Below are 25176 nucleotides of genomic sequence, written 5' to 3'. Positions count from 1 at the left end.
CAAGAGTGCGACGCAACAAAAGCATCATAGCAGCAATACTGCCCGGCTACAAAAAATTCCTTTTCATAACACAACCTTCACAAACGCATTACAATTGCTTAATGATTGCGTAATAACTGCATAACATAAAGTTGGGATTTTTATAAAACCTCAAAATCTATGGAGCGCAGATACGTAGACGTTGTTGTAATGAGTGACCTGCACCTGGGCACTTACGGCTGCCATGCCGATGAAATTGTTACTTACCTTAAAAGCATAACGCCGCGCATTCTGGTGCTCAACGGAGATATTATTGACGGCTGGCAATTCAGCAAACGCTACTTTCCCGTATCACACATGCAGGTAATAAAAGAAATCATGAGCCTGCTTGGTAACGGCACCAGGGTTATTTATATAACCGGCAACCACGATGAGATGCTGCGCCGCTACACCGATCTTGAAATGGGAAATTTTCAGCTTACTGATAAAATGGTAATGGAGATCAATGGTAAAATGACATGGATCTTTCATGGCGATGTGTTTGATGCCACCACCAGGGGCAGTGCAAAAATGCTTGCGAGGCTGGGTGGTCACGGTTATGATTTGCTGATACTGCTGAACAGTTTTATAAACTGGGGCTTAAAGCTGGTGGGCAGAGAAAAAATGAGCTTTAGTAAAAAAGTAAAGAACAGCGTAAAAAAAGCCGTATCGTGGATTGCAGATTTTGAACAAACAGCGGCAGAGCTTGCTATTGAGAAAAAGTACGACTATGTTATCTGCGGCCATATACATCAGCCACAACACCGGGTTATTGAAACCAGGGAGGGCAAAGTAACCTACCTTAACAGTGGTGACTGGATAGAAAACCTAACCGCGCTGGAATACATCAACGACGAATGGAAGATCTTTCACTATAATGCAAAAGATTTTGAAGCACAGAAAGCCATGATTGTAAAAATGGAAAAAAAGCTGCCTGAACTAAACGTGCTTACCAATGAAATAAACATGTTTATTACTTCACTTAAATTAAAAGCAGATTGAAAATACTCTATGCAGTACAGGCCACAGGTAATGGCCATATAGCAAGAGCAACCGAATTATTACCTTACCTGCAACAATATGGCACCGTTGATATTTTCCTGAGTGGCAGTAACAGCAGTTTACAGGCTGCACTGCCCGTAACGTATACCAGTAACGGCCTGAGCCTGTTTTACCATAAAAATGGCGGGCTAGCTTACAGGCGCATGCTTTCTGATTTAGACTTTAAAAATGCATACAAAGAAGCAAAAGACCTGCCGGTTGAAAAGTACGATATAGTGATCAACGATTTTGAAAGTATTACAGCGCTGGCATGCAAAATTAAAAAAGTGGCATCGGTTGGGTTTGGCCACCAGGCCAGCTTTCAAAGTATGCAGGTACCTAGGCCGCCGGTAAAGCGCTTTATTGGCGAGCTCATTCTAAAAAGATATGCGCCGGCAACCACCTATGTAGGCCTGCATTTTGAACGGTATGATGATTTCATTTTTAGCCCGGTACTTAAAAAAAATATACTGCATGCACAACCAGCAGATAATGGCCATGTAACCGTTTACCTGCCACACTATGCAGATGAGGTGATTACTGCACACCTGCGGCAAATAAAAGATATGCGGTTTCAGGTTTTTTCAAAACAGGTAACACACCCGCAGCGTGAAGGCAATATCGATATTCTACCGGTAGACAATCACAATTTTACGAAAAGCATGATCAGCAGCACCGGCGTTATTACCGGTGCCGGTTTCGAAACACCTGCTGAGGCATTATACCTTGGAAAGAAACTGATGTGCATACCTATCAAAGGACAGTATGAACAGCTTTGCAATGCTGCAGCGCTTGAAAAAAATGCCTGTGCTCAGGTAGCATCGGTCAACAGATCGTTTACTGATGTTGTTTGCGCCTGGTTGAACAATGCAACTACTCAAAAACTGGTACTATACAACAGTACCGGGGAGGTGGTGGAGCAAGTAATAGCCAGGGCGGCAGCGTTGCGGGGCCGGGAAAAACATTGCAGGCAAAATCAATATACCACTGAAGATGCCACCTTCACAGCGTTAATTAATTAATGTTACAGGCAAAACAATCTCCCACCGGTTGGGTTGTTGACCCGCGATCGTGTAATCGATGAGCCTGCTGTAGCGTATACCGAATTGTAGCGGTTGCTGGTTCCACCAACGTGTATCAAAGAAAAGCTCTGCTCCAAATGATTTTAGCTGGTAGTTGCGGTTTTCACGCAGGCTTCTGAGATTGGTATAATCATAGAAAGCATTTGCCCTTATACGCGTAAAATAAATGATGTTGCCAAAGCCCCAATCGGGGTACACAATTGGAAAATGATAATTGACACCCAGTTTATACATATGGGGATAATTAAATGCGTTGTAACCCCTTGAATATGGAAAACTGTTGGTAAAAGCATATTGCTGCATTGTATCCCGTGCCTGATAAGCTGCATTGATTACGAGGCTGTGTGTGGCACCCAACCCTGGCAGGTAGAGGTTGCCGGTTGCCAATAATTGCTGAGCGGCAACTGCTGATGCACTTGCCCTGTATACTACAGACAGATTCTGTGCCCAGTGCGGATATATTTGTTTGGCTGCTTTTTGTACCTGCGCTGTATAAGTTATACCTGCCCTTATGTAGTTAATGTCTTTCAGCAACTGCTTTGTGTCGCTTTTCCAGTTGATGTTATTCACGTTATAAGATGCCGATAAGGTGAGGCTCCTGTACTGTTTACCACCACCCAGGTTAAGCGGTAAACGCAACCCTGCTGATGCCAGTAACTCATTCCAGCGTACGGGTATTGAATCATCCACTGTGCCACGCCGGTTAAATATATTGTTTACATCGAGAAAGGGCTGTACATACCAGCCACCAAAAGCAGTGGTAAAGCCAACACGATGATACTGCTCATTGGTATTGTAGGTGTAGTACAACTGGCTTTGCAAGGTATTCAATACATTTTCGCCATAAATCGTGTAAGAATAATCAGGATCGGTAAACGACGGAATCCAGCTATGAAAATTGAAAGGCTTGTAAAATTTAGGATACTTTGCTGTAGCAAATGTTCTTGCGGGCAGGTTAGCCAATAAGTTGTTATCCTGCACATTGAAGGGTGCTGTTACATACAGGGGCGTTATTGTATCTGACTGTACACCTGCCGGCTGCCAGCCTGGTTTGAATGCACCTAACCTGTAACCATCACTTGTAAATACGGCGGTTACAAGGTTGCCGCTGTTATCTGTGGTGGCCTGGTATAAACCTGTTTTATACGAGGCCAGCCTGTAATGTTTGTGCGTGGTGGTTATATAGGCAAATATTTCATCATGGCCATTGCTGGAGCATGTATAGAGTAACGTATCCCCTTTTACTACAGGAAAGCCCAGCAGCCGGTTGGCAAAAGGAATGATGGTAGAAATGGTATTTTTTTCGCTAAGTTGTTGTAAAGCCATTTCTCCTTTTGCATTACGTTCTATAAAAAAAATCGTTTTATCATCTGCAGAAAACTTGGGATAGGATATTACATGATTAGCGGGTGCTGCAAAACTGCTCACCGCTGTACCATCTACACGCAGTAATACAAGCTTTGATTGTTGCTCCGGCGTAAACGATGCAGCAGCAACAAAGGCTCCGCTGTGCGCTATATCCGGCGAAAAATATTTTGTATGATGTGTAATCTTCGTTTCAGTACAGGAGTTAATGTCCAGAATTTTTATAACGCTGTAGTTCCTGTTGCCCCATCGCACATCGGGTTGCAAAACTGAGTAAACGATCTTATTGTTGTTATAAGAAAAGTAGCCGTCGTATGCAATATCTCTTACTGCAAGTTTCCTCTCATTTTTTGCTTTATCGATAATATAGAATGCCGGAATCCTTTCCCGGCTTGTTTTTAGCACCACCAGGTTTCCATCTTCCGTGTAATAAGGATACTGGTAGTTGAGCACGTCGTTCTTTTTGATACCGGTTAGCCACTGTGGAGCCTGGTACCCGGTATCCTTTTCCCATTGTTGCCTGTAATAACTCATGGCATTGTGTACAAACGTGCGGTAACTAACGCCTGCATATTTTTTTACAGCACCCTGCATTGGGTAAAACAGTGGTTTAAATGCCGCGGCATCATGCGTTACTTTTTGCCAGAAATCCTCGCCGTATTTTTCTTTGCCGTAGGCGGTAAGTAAATAGCCGAGTTCGTAATGGCCGGGAATATAGTGCCTCAACGAACCGTTACGCATCTGCATGAATTTATAGTCTTTACCATCTGCATCCAGGCTTTTGTAAGTATTCAAAAACAACGGCAATCGCCCACGACCCTGTATACTGAATTTGGTTTCATTATATACTGCATCGCCTTCAAAAAACCAGTCAGGTACAGCACTGGCATTGGCTATTGATTGCCCGTATTGCCCAAACAAAACAGAAAATACTTTTGATAAACCAACATTAAAATTGCTGTATTGCTGCACGTGCCGGTATTCGTGTATAGAAAGGTTGTCTGCCCATCCCTGCGCACCAAGATCAAATACATCCTGCGGCGGCATCAGGTAATACTCGCTGCGGTACGGACCAAGCTGCACAAACGCATTAGAAATGGTAACATCTTTTTGCAATACAATATTTACCTTATTGATCTTTGCCCCGATACCTGTAGTATAATTTTTTTGAAGGGTGTGTGTAACATTTGCTACCCGTTGTGCAACAGAATCGAGACCCACAGGAAAAATAACACGCAGTGTGTCTGTGTTTACCTGCTTCCATTTTACGGAAGCAGGATTGCCGCCAAATTGCTGTGCATAGGTATAACAGTTGAACACCACAAAACAGGAAAGCAGCAGCGCAATACGCTTCTTGTACATCGATTCTTTTTTGCAATGAAGATAAAGGTTTATGTGCAGCGGGCTAAGAGTTTGCGGTAAACCCCGGCTATTGTAAGCCCAAACAAAAAACCACCATGCTTACCGCATGATGGTTTCTAAAAATTATACGCTGTTTGCTACGCAACTACCTCATCTGTAAGGTGCACCTTTGTCATTTGCAGGTAATGGTTTTGCAACTGGTGAATATAATGCACGTTTGGATGGTCTCTCCGGTCTTCCCTGTACCACATTTCCACCACAGAAAAATCTCCCTCCTTTGGTATAACCAGCCTGAAAGAACCTTTTTTATATTTCACCACACCATCGGGCAGTGTTTCTTTTCTAAAGTTTAGTTTCGTGAGTGCTTCATCACTCATTGGTATTGGGTAAAGATTGTCTGTCTCATACCAGAATTCCTGCACGTCCGTTTCTACACAAACCTGTTTTTCATCGCCATTCAGGCGCACTACTTCACCTTCACGCCTGCTGCCTTCGTATTCGGCAATTACGTAATCACCAATTTTCAGTTCGCTGAATTTTATCATAGTAGAATCGTTTTTAGAAACTTAATTTACAACTCTTATGCCACGTGTAAAAAACTTTTTCAGGAAGAATGGATGTACCGGTCATTTGTATTACAATGATGCTTCCGTTGCGTCGCACTCTTGTACTGTAAAGCATATGGCAGCATCGATACTGCATAATCCTATGCCGCAGTATTCTTTGCCATAAGGAATAAAAGTATGCACTCGGTAAACCATCATGCTAATACTAACACCTGTAAAAATCTTTTTGTATAATAATCTTTCATAATTACTTTCGCATGCGCAATGAAAAATATAATGAAGCATATAAAGGTTACGAAGAAGATCTACTCAAAAGAGGAAGGTGCGTAACACTGTTGTATGCAGGTAAAAGATAAACAACAAAAGCCTTCCTCTACACAGGAAGGCTTTTTGTTTAGCGGGCATTGCTGAATAGTATTACCAGCCGTACAAGTGAGTGACACAACAGGCGATGATAGTAGTACTACAGTTGAGTACAAAAAATATAAAACCATAAAACAACAACAAAAATTCCATTACAATGAAAGTAGCAGTAGTAGGCGCAACAGGTTTGGTAGGCACAAAAATGTTGCAGGTATTGGCAGAAAGAAATTTTCCTGTAACAGAACTTGTGCCTGTGGCATCTGAAAGGTCTGTTGGTAAAGAAGTAATATTTAAAGGCAAGTCCTACAAAGTAGTAAGTATGACAGATGGTATTGCCGCAAAACCAGCCGTGGCAATATTTTCAGCCGGCGGCAGCACTTCGCTGGAATGGGCACCAAAATTTGCTGAAGCCGGAATTACTGTAATTGACAACAGCAGCGCATGGCGCATGGACCCATCGAAGAAACTGGTGGTACCCGAAATAAATGCTGATGCACTTACGGCAGCAGACAAGATTATTGCCAACCCGAACTGCTCTACCATACAAATGGTGGTGGCATTAAACCCGCTGCATAAAAAATATACCATCAAAAGAATTGTGGTAAGCACTTACCAAAGCGTTACAGGCACCGGCAAGAAAGCCGTAGACCAGTTATTTGGTGAAAGGGCTAAACTGGAAAAAGGCAGCAGCGATGAATACCCTATGGCATACAAATACCCGATTGACCTGAATGTTATTCCGCAGATCGATGTGTTCCTTGATAATGGATATACCAAAGAAGAAATGAAAATGGTAAAGGAAACCTGCAAGATCATGCGCGATGACAATATACGTGTTACCGCTACTACGGTACGCATACCCGTAATAGGCGGGCACAGCGAAAGCGTGAATGTGGAATTTGAAAACGAGTTTGACCTGGAAGAAGTAAAGCAATTACTGGGCAGCGCACCCGGTGTTGTTTTGCAGGATGATACTGCCGCGCAGCTTTACCCGATGCCAATGTGGGCACATGACAAAGATGAAGTATTTGTAGGCCGCCTTCGCAGGGATGAAACGCAGGCTAAGACACTTAACATGTGGGTGGTAAGTGATAACCTGCGCAAAGGTGCCGCCACCAATGCGGTACAGATTGCTGAATATCTTGCATCGAAAAATATGTTGGGATAAACGTTTTGTGAGTGAGCAACTGAAAATGTGTGTAATGCTCCTGCTGCAAAAGCAGGAGCATTTGTTTTTAGGCATCCTGTTTCCTTGATGTTTGTTTTTACCTGCATATTGTTTGGTGACATGATCAGGATCATTGTTGGCCGTTGATAATTGTAGTCGTCTTTGGTTAATTTTACCGTATGGATGTAGAAACTTTACGCTCCTACTGCCTGGCGAAAAAAGCGGTAACAGAAGATTTTCCTTTTGGTGAGGATACGCTTGTCTTCAGGGTAATGCATAAGATATTTTTGCTGGTATCCCTTTCTTCCAGTCCTTTACAATTCAATGCCAAGTGCGATCCTGCCAAAGCCATTGAACTAAGGGAGCAATATGATGCTGTACAGCCCGGCTATCATATGAATAAAAAACACTGGAACACCATAGTGCTCGATGGAAGTTTACCGACAAAACTGGTGAAAGAAATGATCGATGATACTTACATGCTTATTGTAAAATCGTTGCCCAAAAAAGACCGGGAGGCTTTAACCTGATGTTGCCGGATATACATGACATAGATGACATAAAACTGCTCGTTGATACATTCTACGATAAGGTGAAGGCAGACGGATTGATTGGCTACATATTCAACGATATTGCAAGAGTTGACTGGCCCGCACACCTGCCTGTAATGTATAACTTCTGGGATAGCGTAATATTCAATAAGGGGAGTTACAAAGGCAATGCTATAGCTGCGCATAATGGCATACACGCAAAAGAGCCTTTCACAAAAGCTCATTTTGAACGATGGCTTCAGTTGTTTACAAAAACGGTGGATGAATTATTTGCAGGAGAAAAGGCAGAAACAGCTAAACAAAGAGCCGCCAGCATTGCAACAATTATGCAGTTGAAACTTATTTACCATCACCCGCTTACACATTAGCTGGTGCCTCATAAAAAGACTTGCATTTGCTGTTATATTCGATTATTTTACCGTACCCAAACAATACTGCTATGCGCTACCTCTTCTTTACCCTTTGCCTGTGTACAGTTTTTAGTTCCTGCAGGAAGACCATTTCAGAAACTTCCGCTTCAGCAGGCGAGTCGCCCGCAGAAAATGAATTTCTGATGGCCAAAAAGAGTAAAACGTATGTGATCTATAAAGGCAACCAGTCGTGTACACCCAATCCATTTGTATTGACATCTGCAGCAAAAATGGCGTTTACTGCAATCTTCGACAGCACCTGTACTTACCAAACAGTAAGCCCCGGCAACCAGGAAGATATTAATAAGTTGTATGGTTTTTCCGATTGCGGCTCTCATCACCTGGACAACAGCGCACGTATTGGCTGGCGCTGGTCTGATGATTCACTGCGGTTATTTGGCTTTGTACACAATGACGGCGTTATGGTATTTCGGGAGATTACAACGGCATCAATAGGTAGTACCGTTACCTGCAGAATAAATTGCCTGGCAGAAACATATTACTTTGAAGTAAATGGCAAGTCGGTTTCGTTGCCACGGCACTGTTCGGGCAAATATTCCCGTTATAAACTCTTTCCATATTTCGGTGGGGATGAAACAGCTCCGCATGATATAAAAATTATTATACAGGAAATTCCTTACTGATCAATCCTGTGTGGCGTGGTTCAAAAAATCTATCAGCGGCTGTAAAGTATCGAACGCAGCAGTGATTTTTTTTACGAGTCCTTTTTCCGTCAGATCTGCATCTGTGAGGGGCGCCATAGTAATAAAACTTTTAAGTTTTATGTACTCAATGGCAGGGTTATCTGCCATGTAATCTTTTGGCGGTCGGCTTAGCTTCATTTCGCCGCTATGGTCAAGGTCTTTATAAATGGCTACAAATTTTTTGTTCCCGATGATCTTTTTAAAATCATTGAAATTATAGTCTATTTCCTGCCTTACTTTTTTTAATACCTGTGCCTCGGGCATGTACAGACCACCCCCCATAAAGCTGCCGCCAGGTTCAAAGTGGAAATAGTAACCGGCAGTATTCCACGCCTTTTTGCCCCCCTTGTTGATACTGGCACCCATATTTGTTTTATAAGGAGATTTGTCTTTGCTGAAACGCACATCCCTGTTGATGCGGAAAACACATTCTTTGGCTTTTAAAGAAGCGATAGAAATTTCTTTTTTACCAAACTCATCAATAACCTGTTGAACAAGACCCAGGAAATCTTCCCTGGCGTTATCGTATAGTGTGCGGTTTTTATCAAACCATTCTTTGCTGTTATTCTTTTTAAGATCCTTCAAAAATTTTAGTGTTGCAACCTGTAGCATAACGGTGTTTTGAGTGCTCAAATTTAGCAGCTTTTTTGTGCCACAGCCCACTGGAACATATATTGATTTATTTTCATTTACTTTGGTACAGATATTGAAAAACTAAATAAAACTTTCTTATGCGCAACAAATTGTTGTTTTTCGTTTGTCTCTCATTTTTATTTGCCTGTACACGTAATGCCATTACCGGAAGAAACCAGTTGTCGCTTATTCCTGAAGAACAGGTAGAAAGTATGGCTGTTACTGAGTATAAGCAGTTTCTTTCTCAAAACAAGGTGGTAAACAGTGCCGGCAGCAAGGATGCAGAGATGGTAAAAAGGGTAGGTACCAGGATCGCAAATGCTATTACAGAATATTATAAGAACAAAGGCCTTTCTAATGAACTGGCCAATTATAAATGGGAATTCAACCTTGTGGACAGTAAAGAGATCAATGCCTGGTGTATGCCCGGCGGCAAAGTAGTTGTATACACCGGTATATTGCCGGTCACACAAAATGAGGCGGCATTAGCAGTAGTATTAGGGCATGAAATTACCCACGCAGTAGCAGGACATGGCCGTGAGAGAATGAGCCAGGGCTTGCTGGCGCAGGGCATCCAGGTTGCAGGCAATGTGGCGTTAGGCAAGAACGCCCAGGCAGTAAACATTTTTAATAACGTTTACGGACCGGCGGCGCAGGTGGGTGTATTATTACCAAACTCCAGGAACCAGGAGTATGAAGCTGATCATTACGGGTTGATATTTGCCGCTATGGCGGGTTATAATCCGCAGGAAGCTGTACCATTCTGGCAGCGCATGGCTAACCTTGGTGGTCAAAAACCACCGGTATTTCTTAGCAGCCACCCCGAGGATGCTGACAGAATAAAGAAATTGCAGGAACTTATGCCTGAAGCACTTACATACTACAAACCAGTCAGCAAATAATTCTACAAAAAAGCCAATAAGCTATTAAAAGAGGCCACATTTACAAAATAAATGTGGCCTTGTCAGTTATTGTACATTATATTGGCTACCTTTGCCTTCCGTTTTTTATACACATTAACCTTAAAAATTCTCTTTAAGGATGTCAACACAAAGTTTCTTTGAAAAATTGCAGTTAAAAGATGAGAAAAACTTACTAGTACAAGGGCTTCCATCTTCGATCGAGAAACAGTTTGCAAAGTTGTCCTACGCAAAAAACGTAACACCACTTTTGAAGAGCCGGAAAATTGATTTCGCACTGGTATTTGCGGTTAACCACAACCAGTTATGCAACATCTTGCACGAAATTTTCCCCGCACTTCATGGTGACAGCAAACTGTGGATCGCGTATCCGAAATCTACCAGTAAAATTGCAAGCGATCTTAACAGGGATTGCAGTTGGCAGATTTTGAGCGACAATGAGTTTGAAAGTATTGCGGAAGTAGCTCTCGACCATGTTTGGACCGCAATGCAGTTTAAAAGATTAGAAGTTTTGCCTGTAAAAGTAAAAGCAAAACAAAAACAGAAATTGGAAATGGCTTAGTTACCGTTTACATAAACGGTTATCAGATGAAACACATTAATATCGAAATCAAAGCGAAATGCTTCCATCCCGAAAAGGTGGAAGCATTTTTAGTTTCTGCGAAAGCAATTTTTAAGGGAACAGATAACCAGAAAGACACCTATTTCCATGTACCCGGCGGACGCTTAAAACTGCGGCAGGGTAATATTGAAAACAATCTTATTTTTTACCGGCGCAACAACCAGAAAGGGCCCAAACAGTCAGATTTTCAACTCGTGCCCGTGCCAAACCCCGCAGCTATGAATAGCCTCCTGGAAGAAGCACTGGGTATAAAAGTGATAGTAGAGAAAAAACGTAAAATCTTTTTTCTTGATAATATCAAGATTCACCTCGACGAAGTGCCGGGCCTTGGCAGTTTTGTAGAAATAGAAGCGGGCAACCTGTCTAACCCTGCGCTCTCTGTTGCAGCACTTCAGCAGCAATGCGCCTCGCTGATGCAGCATTTTGAAATAGAAGAACAAGACCTCATCGACAACAGTTATTCCGATATGTTACTGGATATAGTATAAAACTGTTTTGCCTGTTTCAAACAGCGATGCACGTAGAATGCAGCAATGACTGTTACAGTAAATCTGTATAAGCATTTTTAAGCCGTTCGCGAAAAAAATGTTTGTAAATTGAAAACAGTTTAAAAGACAAAAGTTCACTTTCCGTACCCTGCCATTCCTGGTAGGGTTTTTTATCGTTTGTCGTTAATAAGCAGGCTGGCAGTAAATAAAAAAGCAGTTACAAAGTATATTGTGTAACTGCTTTTGGCTCCCGAAACTGGACTTGAACCAGTGACCCTCTGATTAACAGTCAGATGCTCTAACCAACTGAGCTATTCGGGATTGTTTTCCCTTTTGGGGTTGCAAAAATAGGTTTTTTTTATTTCCGGCAAAGAATGAAACAAAAAATATTCTGATTGTTTTTCCTGCTTACATTGGTGATTATAACATATTGAATAATAATTAATTTATTTAATACGTTTTAGCACATATTCACTGAAAACCTTGGAAAAAGCAAAAAAAAGCACCTGGTTACTGGCTAGCTTAATTATACCGGCACTTCTCACACTTTTTATACTGGTACTCAATAATGCGGGCGCCTTATCAGATGAGCTTTTTCTCGTAAATAATTCACGGGCAATTAACGGCCAGCTACAAACACTGCAGCAATATAATACAGATGCGGGTTATGCTTTTACTAAATTCCTGGATACAAAGGACCTGCGTTCACGCATACACCTTACGCGCCTGCATGGCAAAATAAAAAACCAGCAGTTACAAATACGAAAGAGAAAACAATACATCGTTGTTCCCGATGAATATTCTGTACTGGAAATACTGCTGGCTAAAATGACAGAAATAGAAAATACCAGCCTGGTAAACGCTGCAGGAACAGACAGCAGTGATATTGGCGCATTGGCGGAGGACCTGCACGTTTCTATTCATGCTTCGCTCGATACACTGCTAAAACAACAAGACTCGTTATTGCAACAGCAGCTGCAGCGTACAGATGCGCTTAGAACACAAATAATATTTATTTCCTGTGGTATGGCCGTAGTAATCGTACTGCTGGCGTACCTGCTCTGGCGCAGGATAAAAACAACGAAGCAAACAATGCTGCAGCAGGAAGCTGATGTGTTAACCACAGAAGAAACCGATCTGCTTGTAGCATCTGAAAGCTACAGGGAAATTGATGAAATATTGAGTAGCGGCAGTATGAACCCCGAAGATAAATACGAACCCATTGAAAACAACAACATGGTAACAAATCTGACAACCAATGCGGCCACAGATCTTTCAAACGATAACGCTGAACCGGAACCCGTAGTTTCTGAACACATCCCCACTGCAGATCCCGCAGCCAACTACGATGTTGAATCCAATACCGATGCACCAACACAGAACGGCAGCAATGAAACATACAGCCGGGCCCAATCAAACATTGCCGAAGAGCGTCCGCAAACAAACATTGAGGAAACACCAAATCCCAACAATGTTTTGCCGGCTGATGAAGAAACCATAAGACAAGATAATTTTACTGCTGCTACCCATGAAGACGCATCGATTCATACAAACGAGACAAAGGGGTTGCAAAAAGATTTGAGTACACCGAAAGAAGCCGAAGCACAACCAGTCATAGTTGATGAACAATCGAACATTGCAGAAAATGCTGCTGAAGAGCAAATAATTCCTGCGGCCATCCCAACCGAAATGCCTGCTGACGCTTTGCAGCCGCAAGGTGCAGTGGCAATGTATTCCCTGCAGGACCTTGCGGTAAAAGATAGTGGCGCAACGATTGCCGCATTGGAACACTTTTTAAAAGATGCACCCATATGTTTCAGGTCTATGCAGTTGTGTGTTGCAACCGGCAACATGCTGGAGCTTTTCAAAACCATTCAAAAGTTTAAAGGTAGTTTAAGTACTTTTTATATGTACCCGTTGCTCGAATGCGTCAATAACCTGGAAGGCGAGGCGGCCGTTTTAAAACGAACATATACACTAAACGGTTACATTACTGCGGCAATGGAAGTCTTTGACAATATGAAACCCTTACTGGAAGCCGAAATTGCTCTGTTACAAAACAAATAGTGTTGTAGCCGGCTTTGGTACCGTAGCTCATCGCCTGTTGTGTCACTCACTTCAGGGTTCGGAACTTTTATGGGCAATGTGCCACGCTGTTGAAGAATACCAACGTGGTGCTGTGGTAAATGCATTTCATACAGGTAAAATAAGTGCTGCAAGCAACACCCGAAGCGCTGCAGCCGCCATGAAAAAGGAACCCTGAACCGAGCGTGGCAACAGGCGATGCCATATAAGCTGCTGCCGGCTACCAAAATATTCTCTTTACATTTTATTCAGGTTTACCAAACCATTTTTTACCGCGTACAAAGCAAGGCCTACCCGTGTTTTGATGTTAAGTTTATCAAACATGGAATCTCTGTAGCCATCTATTGTGCGTGGGCTTAAATACATTTTATCGGCAATTTCTTTATAGCTGAGTTCGGTACATACATACTGCAGAAACTCAATTTCACGGTCAGACAACAACAGTGTATTCTTTGTTTTAGGATCTTCATCAAATTTATTCAGTGTGTTGATGAGATGGCCGGTTACCAGCTCTGAATGATGATAGCCTTTGTGAATGAGTGAATCGAGCGCCATTTTTAGTTCAGAAGGCTCTGCTTCTTTTAAAACATAGCCGCGTGCACCGTTCTTAAGCATACGGATGATGTAGTTTTCATTATCGTACATGCTTAGCGCAAGAATTTTTACTTCCGGGTAGTGCTGTCTTATCCAGTTTGCTGTTTCATAACCGTCTTTTCTCGGCATGTTAATGTCAAGAATTGCTACATCGGGTGCAGTTGCGGCAGACATTTTATCAATAAAATCTTGCCCGTCTACCGCCTGGAATAATACCTGGTAATCGGGAAAACTGTTGATGAGCCCTGCGAGGCCATTGCGAATAAGTACATGATCGTCTGCAAGCGCTACAGTAAATGTCCGGTGTAGGTTGTTTTCGTGCGGGAAACGTTTAAAGTGATCGTTGTTGAAGAGCATCTCTGAGGGCGTTGGTTTTAATTCTTTTGAAGAAAGCCTTACAACAGGTGTGGTAACCTGGGCAGTTGCATTATTGCTTTGGTTCCATTGCCAGGATTGCTTTGTATGTCAATTGAACCCTGTATAAGCTTCATGCGGTTTGCCATGTTTCTTAAACCCAGCCCGCTGCCGCTGTCTGGTAAATTCAATGTTTTGGTGTTGAAGCCCCTGCCGTTATCCTCCACTGTAATAACCAGCTTATCTGTAAGATACATTATTTCTACATTAATGCGACTGGCATTTGCATGTTTTACAATGTTGTTGAGCAATTCCTGTACTATACGAAAAATCACCAGCTCTCTTTGAGATACATCTTTAAAAGCATCGCCTTCTACCGAAAAGTCTATGGCAAACAGCCCGGTTTTAGATAAGATCTGTAATTGCTGCCCGATGGCTTCAGGCAAACCTATATCGCTGATGAAATCAGTATTCAGGCTTTTGGCAAGGTCGCGCAGGTCCTGGATTGTTTTGGTAAGCAACGTGCGGGATTCAGAAAGCTTATCAATTACCACTGTGGCATCGTGCGGGTCTACCGTATTCAGGTTGAGCTTTACAAAACTCAAAGCCTGGCCAATATTGTCATGTATTTCCTGGCTTATGTTGCGAAAAGTTTCTTCCTGTATTTCGAGTCTTGTTTTCAGCAGCTCCTGTTGAAAATTAGAGCGCAGTTCCTGCTTTTCTTTGAGGTGATTGTAATACCGCTTTTGATACAAAAAGAGAAAGATGATAATAAAAATTACCAGTATGGAAAGAATAAATACTCCTCCAACAATAAGTGCGGTTTGTTCTATTTGCAAATAATACATCAGGTGAGTTTAAACTCGTTTTCTTTATTTACCCAAAAGCCGTATGCTATGGTGCAGTACATCATCGTATTTAATACGCTGTGTATGTTCCATAAATAACCAAGTGTAGAACCTTGTGCTTTTATTTCTTTTACAAACACAAATAAAAAATAGGTGGTAGGTGCGTATATAATGAGCGCCAGGCAAAACCAAAAAAGCGGCCGTGTCTCCAGTTTCAAAAATGCTTCGCTTTTAAACAATTCGTATAAAATAACAACGATCCATAACACCTGTATTACGCTGGTAAAGCAAATCATTTCTTTAAACAGTGATCGCTCAATATCTTTTGTAAAAAGCAGGTAGAGCCATAGCAAAACCTGCGCAACAGGTATAATGGCTACAATTCTTTTGAGCTTTTTATTCCTGATATTCTGAAAAAACAATATGCTCCATATAAGCGGATCTGCCAGTGCGTAGCAGTTGTATAAGATACTCGTATACGTGCCATATTTTTTCTCCGTAAATACCAGTGCCGCAGATTGCGGAATTAATGCCAGCAAGATCAGTACAAACATGATCTTAGAGTTCCTGTCAAACGATCTGTAGCAAAGTATTCCAATAAACAATGGTATCAGGACTGAACATGCCGATATAGATTTAAAAAGTTCATCCATTACCCGGTACGTTTTGGTGTTGGTAAAGGTTTATACAACGATCATTGTTGTGTATACCCAACTAAAATACACCAATTTGTTTTAAAGAACCGGTAGTAAAATTGGCCGTGTATAAAAAGATTGGCCATTATTCAAAAGCCTGTGTATACCAGCTTACGCAAATGCAGCCTGCTTCATGTGCAGGCTGCATGATACTTTTTCCTTTGACTTACAGACTTACAGCGTGTCGCCAATCAAATCAAAATTTGTCTGGTTGTAACCAGACTTAGGGTTTAGCGAACGCGGATACTGCTTGGCAGCCAATGCACCGGATGCTGTATTTGATTTATTTACAGCAGCGGTAACATTGCCCGAACCATCCTGTGTAATAGTGCATGCACTGATAATAACAGTAGGCTCAGGCGTGCCGGAATCAGACGTTAAACCAAAATAGATGCGTATCGCATTCGCATCTGTGTAAGTGCTGAACAACTGGTCTACCTGGTCCTTTTTAAAAATGAAAGACAGCTTGTCTGACTGGAAGAACTGCTTCATCTTTTCCATGTTGGAGCCAGGTGTCGGAGCCGGAAGATAATCGTCCAGCAGGTCTTTTACCTTGTCATGTACCAGAAGATAATCTTTGATTTCCTGAACAGCATTGGAGTACGAGATCGTGTTGCCTGCCATAGGGAATAGGTTTTACGTGATTAATAATTGAAGGTTTGTTACTGCCAAGGTATTATTAACTGCGGCGGCACGCAAGGAGAAAATGACTGTAAATATCCGGGCTTTTAACGGGTGTACGGCTACAGCAAAACCCTGCGGGAAAGCGTAAAGAGAAATATAAGGTTTTTTTTGTTACCACCCATGCGTATAATCCACCAAACATCATGTGAAAAATCACATCAAATTTCGTGAGAAACCACCTTGCCCGGCATTTCAGATAAATACACCTTTGTACTGCAGTTATGGTTCTCTCATGTGCAATTATAACTGAATCTCATTGGGGGTTATATGCTGACACAATCAACAGCGGCTTTCTAGCCGCTGTTCTTTTTACAGCGCCAGGTCCAGTACCGTTTTCGGCGGTACCAGGTGAATGGTTTGTAAACCCACACCTTTAGCGCCTTCAATGTTTTTCCATGTATCATCTATAAAAAGCGTTTCTGATGGCTGCAACTGTTGCTCCTGCAAGATGTATTCAAATGATGCAGGGTAAGGTTTGCGCAAACCAATATCATGAGAGTAGTAAGCTTTTATAAAATAGTCGTTGAAGTTTTTATGGCCTGCCTGTTTTGCAAAAATGTCCATAAATGCATCGTAATGAATTTTGTTGGTGTTGGAGAAAAGATACACGCTGTACCTTTTGCTTATGTCATCCAGCCATTCAAGCCTTTCTGAAGGAAAATCCATCAGCAGCGCATTCCAGGCAGCGGTGATCTCATTATCAGTAAGCGTTGTTTTTGTCTCTGACCTGAATAAGTCACAAAATGTTTCCTGGCTTATTTTTCCTGTTTCCAACAGTTCAAACAGGTCAGATGCATGGTGCTGCGTAAAATAATCGTTGAAGTTGGTAATGCCAAGGCTTATAAAAGCCTGCTCCGTCTTTTTAAAATCTATATTGATAAATATGCCACCGAGATCGAATATGATGTTTTTAATTTTTTGCATAAACAAACTATTCTTACTGATTAATTCTTGGAAAGTAGGCTAATTTTTCTATTTTTGCGCTCCCAAAGCATTGCCGGTTCCGGCATGCGGGCCTATAGCTCAGCTGGTTAGAGCACCTGACTCATAATCAGGGGGTCCTTGGTTCAAGCCCGAGTGGGCCCACTTGGTAAAAGCAGTTACAGTTTGTAGCTGCTTTTTTGTTTACACAAATGTTCACAGTAAGAAAATAAATACAGGCAGTAATACCAGCTTCAGTTTTCATGGCGGCATCGTTGCGTCGCAAGCACTTCACCTGTATATCTTTTGGCGACTGTAGTATGCTGCTATAAAATCGTATTAAAGTATAAGCGATAAAACGTGACCCGGTTGTAAAATAGAAAGAGGTTACCTGTTGCCCATAAAGAGCCGAACGTACAAGTGAGTGACACAACAAAAGCTCATAGTAGCATTGTTGCCGGTAACCCAATATTCTGCTTTCTATTGGTGTCCGTTCAAGCCATGAGAGCTAAAGCCATAAAAACAATAGCCGGTTTACGATTATAACATGGATCATCAAATGTGTGATTCAAAGTACGCGTTATTCGCAGTTTGATAGATTATTCTTTAAAACTTAAGCAGGCTATTTTGCCTGCTTAAGTCTGCACTATGCACAAAACATTCATGTTAGTATTTATGAAAACATAATACAACCGTGTAAAACATATACTACCAGCTTCAGTTTTCATGGCAGCATCGTTGCGTCGCAAGCGCTTCACCTGTATATCTTTTGGCTACTGCAGTCCGCGGCTCCGCCTTACGAATTGAATACAGTGCTGTTTATTGACTTAAAATGCGCAGATGTACATTTCCATCAGGCTATTGCTTGATAAAACTGTATCTGTAATTTTCTTTGCCATCACTGATGGTAACAAAATAAACTCCGTCTTCCCAGTTAGAAATATTTATTGGTAACCTTAAATGCTCACCCGTTACCAGGTGTAGTTGTTGATACCTGATATTACCCGACATACTGCTGATGGTAACTTTTGCTTTGCTCATACTGAGATTGATGCCTTCAAGAAGAATATTATCGGCTGCAGGATTAGGAATAATCTTAACATTAATATTTTTTCTAAAAATACTTGTATCACATTTTGTCGCAAATCTTTGCCCTGTTATCCAATTAGTATACGTTGTATCTCCATGTATACAAAGATTTCTCACCCTCCACTGATATTTTGTACACGAGGTTGCAGTGTCGCACTTTACTGCATATGTGGCGCTACCGCTATAGGTAACATTAACTCTCGTCCATACGGCCGCTCCAACAGCACGATATTGCAATTGCCCCAATTTTGGCGTATCACATCCTATCGTGTCTTTTATTTTCCACTTAACACAAAAAGAAGAATCTGTTACAGAAGTTACCATCAAACTATCGGGGGAAGGACAACAGCCAGTTTGTGCATTCGTATTTAAGGAAATGATACAAAATAGTACTGCCAGGCCGGGAATGAATGATTTGAGTCGCATGATCTTTGTTTTTTAGGTTTATGATTAATTTTTCTATTGCAAGATTTATTATGGAACCGCTATATCTAATCACGACTAAGCAGGAATATGAATGAAATCGTGATCCTTAAATATTTTACATAATTATATATGTTTATTCATATTACAAAAAAAGTGCAATTAAAATAAGGCTGCCAACTATTCTAACGTTAATTAGTTTATTCAGGTAAAATGCGGTTTGCCTTACCTGTAAACCTTAGCTGGTAAAGGTTTCAGAAGATTTAGGCGGGCTAAAAGAAAGTGGTTCTGATTGGGGGGAAAGTAAGCAGTTATTCGTGAAACGTTGCACTTATTACAAAAGCACCGGCACTTATTACAAAAAATAAAGCACCATTTAAATTTTACCATCCCGGCAAGTAAACACGGCAATGAATAAATCCTATTTATCTTAAATGATTAAGATAAATTGTTCACCAGCATAGAAGAAAATTGGCCGAATATTATTCATCCTGCATTACGGATAACGTTTCGTCTGCGGATGAAATGTTTGCCAGGAATGCCAGAACTCCTGGTATGATTGAACTCTGCGTAGTTTCGCATCTTTCAATAACCCTGCAGTACAAACACCTGCAATGGTCCATACTGAATTGGTATTGGTATCCCTTAGCACATTGGCTGTGGTATCTTTTATGAACGTTAACGTATTTCCTGCAACAGTCCGGTTCAGTACATAAAAAGAAGCAGTATCATTTGCGAGTGTAATCAGCAGCGGCAAGCCCGGCAAAGAATCCTGCAACAATCCTTTTGCTGTTAATGCATTCCAGTCATAAGCTTTTGCATTCCCCCCATGTACCACACCCACTACCCACGATTTAAATTTCCAGGATGCGCTGTCTCTTTTTTCCAGGCTGCTTTTCAACGTTCCTTTGTCGTATTCAGCCAGATCATCATAATCCTTTTTGTACAACGTATCAGGCTGCATTACCAGCGAGTTCGGGTGCTCGCCAAGCCATGAAGCAAGCGTCATCTGCTCCGAAGGTATTTCAGGCAGGCGCCGCCCTTTTAGTTTCCCGGTTATGGCAACGCCTGTGGCTTGCTGCCACCAGCTTTTGGTAGTGCCATCTTCAAACATCGCATTGAAGTGATCCATACCTACCAGCCTGAAATTTTCTGGTTGGCCGTTTACTACAGGACTAAATACCCTTCCAGTTCTGCATACGGTGCAATAAGTAACCATTACAGGGGTATTACCAATCGTATCTCTTACCTGGTGGTGGTAACCGATCAACTGTACAGGGTATGCTTTTGCTTCGCCATTGATTGTAACGCCAATTACCAGTTTTGACGCATTCACAGTATTTTCAGAAGCAGGTGCCATATTTTTTACAGAAGGCTGGTAAAACATTTTATCTGCCTCAAAGCGAAAGTTGAACATGAAAAATATTACACCATAGAGCAATAGTATTGCGCCGGTTGCAATCTTCTTCCATGGCTTTGCTTTCCTGAAAATGTTTGTCACCGGCAAAGCGATCATGAGTAAAGCAACAATTCTTATCCACGTAATATTGTTTGCAATCCAGTAGGCAAGATCAATAGTATTATTATACTGGCTGCCGGGAAAAGGCATAATAAAATACACACGCAAAATTTCAGCTGCAAAAAGAATAAGCAGCCCGGTAATCAGTAAAAATGTTTTCATAACACGTTGAGCATTTTAAATATTAATGGTATGAACCCGGCTGCATTGCTACTATTAAGCATCGTTGCGTCGCACTCTTGTGCGTTTGACAAATATTTCGGCATAGTGTAACATGCACATCTATGCTCACCAGCCTGCAAATCCTGGAATACTTATGCATCGCTTTTGTTCAACAGTGTTTCATGCGTTGAAGAGTGCGACGCAACAGGAGCTTCATGCTTATGCTGCAGCCGGGTTCATAATTATTCTATTAGCCCTCGCTTACGGGTAATGGAAATTTAGTCCATATATCATCAGCAGGCCTGTCTGTTGGCAATTCATCCAGTTTGTTATACCGGCGCATATCAATCCACCTGTGGCCCTCATAAAATAAAGAGTACCGGCGCTGAAGCAGCATTTCATCAACCAATGCATCAGTTGTAAGGGCTCCTGTATAATCGTTCAGGCCATGTGCATTTCGGATAACGTTAACAGCCTTCACTGCTTCACTAAAATTACCGGTTTGAATGTTAGCTTCCGCGTAAATAAGTATCAGTTCTTCATTGCGAATAATGGGAATGTTTGCAGTAGATGAGGTGTACACCCAAACATCGCGGTTGCTGCTTAGCCCATTTAGCGAGGCAGTTGCATTACGCAAAGTTGCCTTGTTTATTCTATCGTCTCCGTCTTCGATATCTGCAGCATAAGAAGGATGTGCCAGGCGTGTTTCACCTGTTTGATTCTGCGGAATAAACGCCGGGTTAAGCTGGTCGCCTGAACCTGTACGGAAGATGTGGTTAACGCCCCCATAAAGGTCTCCGCCAAGGTCAAAAAAAGATTCATCAAGATCTGCCAGGGCCTCGCTCCATTGGCTGCGATATATAGCAACCCTGCCTGCAATGGCACGGTTTACCTTCAGTAGACCGGCAGCATCGTTAAAACCGGCAAACCCTGCCAGCGGGAAAGCTATTGCTGCACCGGTAAGATCTGTTTTGGCAGAATCGAGCAATGCGGCAATGGCATTAAGTGCATCTGCCCTGCTCACAATGGGGCCCAGCGCATCAGGATTGGCAACATCTGTTCTGATGCCATTTGAATCGGTAAGATTAAGATTGAGTAATAACTGGTACGCCTTAATGGTTCTGGCAAAGCCAATGTAGCCGCTTTTTTCTGCTGCACTTACCTGCGAAGAATTTAGCGCCGCTTCTGCAAGTATGTTACAGTTCTTTACTACGCGGTACCTGGATGCCCACGGATTGGTAATGTAAAAATTACTGTTGCTGAGGCTGCCATCATTTGCACCAAGCAGGTCTGTTATGTAGCGTGGCTCTGAACCGGAAAACCGGTAGACCTCCCTGCCTATGGTGCCTACATCATCAAGGTACAAAGCAAGATTATTGCGCATGCCCGATTCTGCACCACTTACAAGGTTATTCAATTCACTTTTAGAAGCATTGTTTAAAAACTGTTCGGCAGTTGGTGTGTTCAGGTTGCCATAATCTTTTTTACAGGATACAAGGGCGGCCAACGCTGCAAACACAATGATTATTTGAATGCGATTATTTCTTTTCATGATTTGGTAAGTTTAGAAGTCAACAGCAATATGTAAATCTGCACGTTTGGTGGCAGGGTAAGGATCTACATCTACACCCTGTGAGAAACCTGTTCCAAAATTGGATACTTCGGGATCGTAAGAATTGTATTTGGTAAAGGTGAGATAGTTATTGAGCGATACGCCTATGCGTAAGCCTTTAACAAAATCGACCGGCATGGTAGTAAAAGAGTAATAAAGACCTATTTCTCTCAAACGCAGGTAGCTCGCATCTTTCACAAATTGTTCGGCGGTTACACCAACCTGTGTAATGCGGTAAATACCATCGGGCAGCCCGGTTTTATTGGTTACATTGTCGAAGTCTGCACTGGTGCCACCAAAATCGTTTTGCAAAGAAGTAAGGTTGATATTGTCTCCACCTTTTTTCCAGTGCATCAGGAAGCGAAGACTAAGGCGGTTGCGGAATGTTATCTCGTTGTAGGTATTCATCTGGAAGCGCGGTTCCGCATCACCCAATACACCAACACCAGCACCGTTTAGCCCAACGATCTGTGTGGCAGGTTTTCCTTCTTCTATCTGGAAAGAGCCCAGTACATAACCAAATGAACCCTGTGGCACCGGTGGCAATGTATACCTGGTAACCATAGACCGGTTGAACCAGAAGTTTACAGAACTTGTCCAGGTAATTATTTTTGAGACGATAGGTTTTGCATTCATACCTACTTCAATACCGCGGTTACGCAGGTCTCCTGCATTCAGCCATTGCGTGGAAAATCCTGATGATGCAGGCAAGTTTCCAAGCATGAGAAAGTCGTTGATCTTTTTGCTGTAATACGTTACTTCAAAACCCAATCTTCCTTTCAGCATACTAAAATCGATGCCTGTTTCAAACTCTTTCTGTCTTTCTGGCCTGATAGACGGATCGCCTTTTTGTATGTTAATAAGCGAGCCGGGGTTTCCTCCGATATTGGATACTACCGCAGAAGTAAACTTGCTGCCGTATGCAGGTACATTGGTGGCCTCGCCATATGCGGCACGCAGTTTAAGGTTATTCAAAAAACTGTTTTCAGGAATACCCAGTTTTGTAAGATTCCACGATATGGCCGCTTTCGGATAAGCGTAATACTTTGCCACATCACCATTATTGCTGGAACGGTCAAAACGTACACCACCTGTTACGGTAATAGCATCAGCAATCAGTATTTCCTCCTGGGCAAACACACCGTCATTCTGGTATTTTGCCCTGAACTGTGTGGCTGTTAATGCACCTGCCTGGTCTACATTCGATTGCCCGGCAATTACCTGTGTGGCTACATTAAGGATGTTGTTATAATCGCCGCGCTCCTGCGTAACACCTGCCGAAGTGGTAAGCGAAAGCCTGTTACTTACAGTCAGTGAATTGACAAGCGAAAGAATGTAATTGGTATTCAGGTTTTTTGTAGCGCCTTGTATGGAGGTGCCTTTGTTTACGGCCTGGAACTGTAGTATACCCGGGAATAATGCCGTCGTCTGCAGGTTATAGAAATCAACGCCGCCGCGGCCTACAAAACGGGTGGTACTTTTTGTACCCTTTTGCAAGATCGCCTCTACATTTATACCTGTAATAAACCTGTTTACAGATTCATTGTTTTTCATCAGTGCTATTGTCTGCAAAGGATTAGAAGCTGCAAACTGGTTGTTCGGGTAATTGCCCGATGCATCAGGATGAAGTTGTGCAAAGGAAGGTGTGGATGATAATGCAATACCCAAAGACACGCCTGCATTGTCATTGCCAGACAGGCCGCGGTCTGCAGATGAATTGATATAGTTCGTACTCAATCCTATTTTGATATTATCACTCAACCGGTGGTCTACATTCAATCTTAAAGAAGTGTTCTTGTAGCCCGTATTTTTTACTATGCCTTCTTCATCTTTTGTAGCGGCAGAAAAGTAAAAACCGGTTCTTTCCCCACCACCACTCATACTTAATACAGTGTTCCTGGCAAAACCTTTATTGCCATAAACTTCTTTCTCGTAGTTATATATTGCACCCGCGGCTTCAGCATCAAGATACTGTTGCCTGAGTGCTGCACTGGTGGCACTGTCAGATGAAAGACTTGCTGCGCGGTCTGCATTAAACTGCCTTACGCCCAGCAGTTTGCGTGCCTGTATCTGGCCAAGATCCTGCGATACAGAGATGCTGGTCTTTCCCTGCCTGCCTTTTTTTGTAGTAATGATAATTACACCGGCAGAGGCTTTTGATCCATATATGGCCGCAGCAGAAGCGCCTTTCAGTATTTCAATGTTGTCTATGTCTTCCGGTCTTATATCTGCAATACGGCTCGACGGGTTGTCCTGGTTAGAAGTAGGGCTTCCACCGGAACCTGCGCCGGTAACAGCATTAAGCCCGCCGGAGGTTGCCGTATTATCAATGAATACGCCATCCAACACGTATAACGGCTGCGTATTGCCGTACACAGAGGTTACGCCGCGTAATTTTACAGATGTTCCACCGCCGGGCGCCCCTGTATTCGCATTGATCAGTGCGCCGGGAATTTTACCTTCCAGGGCTCCGTCAAGCGTTTGTGCAGGTGCTATACCAGCCAGCTGCTTACTGCTGATGGTTACAACAGTATTGGCAAGATTGCGTCGTTTTACGTTGGTGGTAATACCGGTTACAACCACTTCATCAAGCTTTGCCACATCTTCTTCCAGCTTTATATTAAAGCTGAGGTTGCTGCCGATATCTATCGTCTGAGACCTGAAACCGGTAGCGCTGATAATGATGGCTGTTGCCGATGGAGATACCGACAACGTAAAATTTCCTGTGGCATCGGTGAGCGTGCCTGCGGTCGATTGTTTCACCATAATACTTGCACCTGCAATAGCATGGTCTGTTGCGTCGGTAACTTTACCTGTTAATGTTTTGTTTTGTGCCTTTAACATCAAAGGTGCATACAGGCACAGTAAGCACATCAATAATTTATATTTTCTCATAA

The 25176-nt window shown here is 42.4% G+C and carries 22 protein-coding genes and 2 tRNA genes; 11 read left to right on the top strand and 13 right to left on the bottom strand.

Annotated elements, in window-relative coordinates; all coding sequences use genetic code 11:
• The first annotated feature begins 159 nt into the window (after window positions 1-159).
• Window positions 160-1020, top strand: a complete 861-nt coding sequence (locus I5907_RS06585) for a UDP-2,3-diacylglucosamine diphosphatase (protein ID WP_196989918.1) — start codon at window positions 160-162, stop codon at window positions 1018-1020.
• Window positions 1017-2081, top strand: a complete 1065-nt coding sequence (locus I5907_RS06580) for a glycosyltransferase family protein (protein WP_196989917.1) — start codon at window positions 1017-1019, stop codon at window positions 2079-2081. The genes I5907_RS06585 and I5907_RS06580 overlap by 4 nt, the downstream gene beginning before the upstream one ends.
• On the opposite strand, the gene I5907_RS06575 is transcribed toward I5907_RS06580, so the two are convergent.
• Together I5907_RS06575 and I5907_RS06570 are read right to left on the bottom strand one after the other, a co-directional pair.
• Window positions 2070-4868 carry a TolB-like translocation protein gene (locus tag I5907_RS06575; RefSeq protein WP_196989916.1) on the bottom strand — a complete coding sequence of 933 codons (2799 nt, stop codon included), beginning with the start codon at window positions 4866-4868 and terminating at the stop codon, window positions 2070-2072. The two genes, I5907_RS06580 and I5907_RS06575, sit on opposite strands and share 12 nt — an antisense overlap.
• A 137-nt stretch (window positions 4869-5005) precedes the next feature.
• The gene (locus tag I5907_RS06570; protein WP_196989915.1) at window positions 5006-5413 is read right to left on the bottom strand and encodes a hypothetical protein; all 408 of its coding nucleotides are present in this window, start codon (window positions 5411-5413) and stop codon (window positions 5006-5008) included.
• Between the two features lie 541 nt (window positions 5414-5954).
• Here I5907_RS06570 and I5907_RS06565 point away from each other — a divergent pair.
• The 4 genes from I5907_RS06565 (at window position 5955) to I5907_RS06550 (ending at window position 8570) form a co-directional block, all read left to right on the top strand.
• A complete protein-coding gene (locus I5907_RS06565; protein WP_196989914.1) occupies window positions 5955-6965 on the top strand; it encodes an aspartate-semialdehyde dehydrogenase in 1011 nt (336 codons plus the stop codon).
• A gap of 179 nt (window positions 6966-7144) precedes the next feature.
• Window positions 7145-7495, top strand: coding sequence for an MmcQ/YjbR family DNA-binding protein (locus I5907_RS06560; protein ID WP_196989913.1), 351 nt, complete (start codon window positions 7145-7147; stop codon window positions 7493-7495).
• On the top strand, window positions 7495-7884 hold the full coding sequence (locus I5907_RS06555) for a group III truncated hemoglobin (RefSeq protein ID WP_196989912.1): 390 nt from the start codon (window positions 7495-7497) through the stop codon (window positions 7882-7884). Before I5907_RS06560 ends, I5907_RS06555 begins: the two co-directional genes overlap by 1 nt.
• A 71-nt stretch (window positions 7885-7955) precedes the next feature.
• The gene (locus I5907_RS06550; RefSeq protein ID WP_196989911.1) at window positions 7956-8570 is read left to right on the top strand and encodes a hypothetical protein; all 615 of its coding nucleotides are present in this window, start codon (window positions 7956-7958) and stop codon (window positions 8568-8570) included.
• Here the strand turns inward: I5907_RS06550 and I5907_RS06545 are convergent, their stop codons facing one another.
• Complete coding sequence (locus I5907_RS06545; RefSeq protein WP_196989910.1) at window positions 8571-9242, bottom strand: DUF2461 domain-containing protein; 672 nt, start codon at window positions 9240-9242, stop codon at window positions 8571-8573.
• Window positions 9243-9361: 119 nt separating this feature from the next.
• Here I5907_RS06545 and I5907_RS06540 point away from each other — a divergent pair, with 119 nt between their 5' ends.
• From I5907_RS06540 to I5907_RS06530, 3 genes are all read left to right on the top strand, one after another.
• Complete coding sequence (locus tag I5907_RS06540) at window positions 9362-10165, top strand: M48 family metallopeptidase (RefSeq protein ID WP_196989909.1); 804 nt, start codon at window positions 9362-9364, stop codon at window positions 10163-10165.
• Window positions 10166-10304: 139 nt separating this feature from the next.
• The gene (locus I5907_RS06535) at window positions 10305-10745 is read left to right on the top strand and encodes a hypothetical protein (protein ID WP_196989908.1); all 441 of its coding nucleotides are present in this window, start codon (window positions 10305-10307) and stop codon (window positions 10743-10745) included.
• A gap of 26 nt (window positions 10746-10771) precedes the next feature.
• On the top strand, window positions 10772-11293 hold the full coding sequence (locus I5907_RS06530) for a class IV adenylate cyclase (RefSeq protein ID WP_196989907.1): 522 nt from the start codon (window positions 10772-10774) through the stop codon (window positions 11291-11293).
• Window positions 11294-11537: 244 nt separating this feature from the next.
• On the opposite strand, the gene I5907_RS06525 is transcribed toward I5907_RS06530, so the two are convergent.
• Window positions 11538-11614: transfer RNA gene (locus I5907_RS06525), tRNA-Asn, on the bottom strand.
• Window positions 11615-11776: 162 nt separating this feature from the next.
• Here I5907_RS06525 and I5907_RS06520 point away from each other — a divergent pair.
• Window positions 11777-13360, top strand: coding sequence for a hypothetical protein (locus tag I5907_RS06520; protein WP_196989906.1), 1584 nt, complete (start codon window positions 11777-11779; stop codon window positions 13358-13360).
• Window positions 13361-13615: 255 nt separating this feature from the next.
• On the opposite strand, the gene I5907_RS06515 is transcribed toward I5907_RS06520, so the two are convergent.
• The 5 genes from I5907_RS06515 to I5907_RS06495 all read right to left on the bottom strand — a co-directional run bounded on the left by I5907_RS06515 (window position 13616) and on the right by I5907_RS06495 (window position 17477).
• Window positions 13616-14329, bottom strand: a complete 714-nt coding sequence (locus I5907_RS06515; RefSeq protein ID WP_196989905.1) for a response regulator — start codon at window positions 14327-14329, stop codon at window positions 13616-13618.
• Window positions 14330-14367: 38 nt separating this feature from the next.
• Entirely contained in the window at window positions 14368-15174 is an 807-nt protein-coding gene (locus I5907_RS06510) for a sensor histidine kinase (protein ID WP_196989904.1), read from the bottom strand.
• On the bottom strand, window positions 15174-15827 hold the full coding sequence (locus I5907_RS06505; protein ID WP_196989903.1) for a hypothetical protein: 654 nt from the start codon (window positions 15825-15827) through the stop codon (window positions 15174-15176). Before I5907_RS06505 ends, I5907_RS06510 begins: the two co-directional genes overlap by 1 nt.
• Window positions 15828-16043: 216 nt before the next feature.
• A complete protein-coding gene (locus I5907_RS06500; protein ID WP_196989902.1) occupies window positions 16044-16493 on the bottom strand; it encodes a hypothetical protein in 450 nt (149 codons plus the stop codon).
• A 369-nt stretch (window positions 16494-16862) separates the two neighbouring features.
• Complete coding sequence (locus tag I5907_RS06495) at window positions 16863-17477, bottom strand: HAD family hydrolase (RefSeq protein ID WP_196989901.1); 615 nt, start codon at window positions 17475-17477, stop codon at window positions 16863-16865.
• Window positions 17478-17565: 88 nt separating this feature from the next.
• On the opposite strand from I5907_RS06495, the gene I5907_RS06490 reads away from it, so the two are divergent.
• A tRNA-Ile gene (locus I5907_RS06490) sits at window positions 17566-17639 on the top strand.
• A gap of 693 nt (window positions 17640-18332) precedes the next feature.
• Here the strand turns inward: I5907_RS06490 and I5907_RS06485 are convergent.
• The 4 genes from I5907_RS06485 to I5907_RS06470 all read right to left on the bottom strand — a co-directional run bounded on the left by I5907_RS06485 (window position 18333) and on the right by I5907_RS06470 (window position 25174).
• Entirely contained in the window at window positions 18333-18989 is a 657-nt protein-coding gene (locus tag I5907_RS06485) for a T9SS type A sorting domain-containing protein (RefSeq protein ID WP_196989900.1), read from the bottom strand.
• Window positions 18990-19482: 493 nt separating this feature from the next.
• On the bottom strand, window positions 19483-20667 hold the full coding sequence (locus I5907_RS06480; RefSeq protein WP_196989899.1) for a DUF3179 domain-containing (seleno)protein: 1185 nt from the start codon (window positions 20665-20667) through the stop codon (window positions 19483-19485).
• Between the two features lie 250 nt (window positions 20668-20917).
• Complete coding sequence (locus tag I5907_RS06475; protein WP_196989898.1) at window positions 20918-22219, bottom strand: RagB/SusD family nutrient uptake outer membrane protein; 1302 nt, start codon at window positions 22217-22219, stop codon at window positions 20918-20920.
• 12 nt (window positions 22220-22231) lie between these two features.
• The gene (locus tag I5907_RS06470; RefSeq protein ID WP_196989897.1) at window positions 22232-25174 is read right to left on the bottom strand and encodes a SusC/RagA family TonB-linked outer membrane protein; all 2943 of its coding nucleotides are present in this window, start codon (window positions 25172-25174) and stop codon (window positions 22232-22234) included.
• Window positions 25175-25176 lie beyond the last annotated feature (2 nt).

The organism is Panacibacter microcysteis, assembly GCF_015831355.1.
Lineage (GTDB): Bacteria > Bacteroidota > Bacteroidia > Chitinophagales > Chitinophagaceae > Panacibacter > Panacibacter microcysteis.
This window is presented reverse-complemented; position numbering and strand designations above follow the sequence as displayed.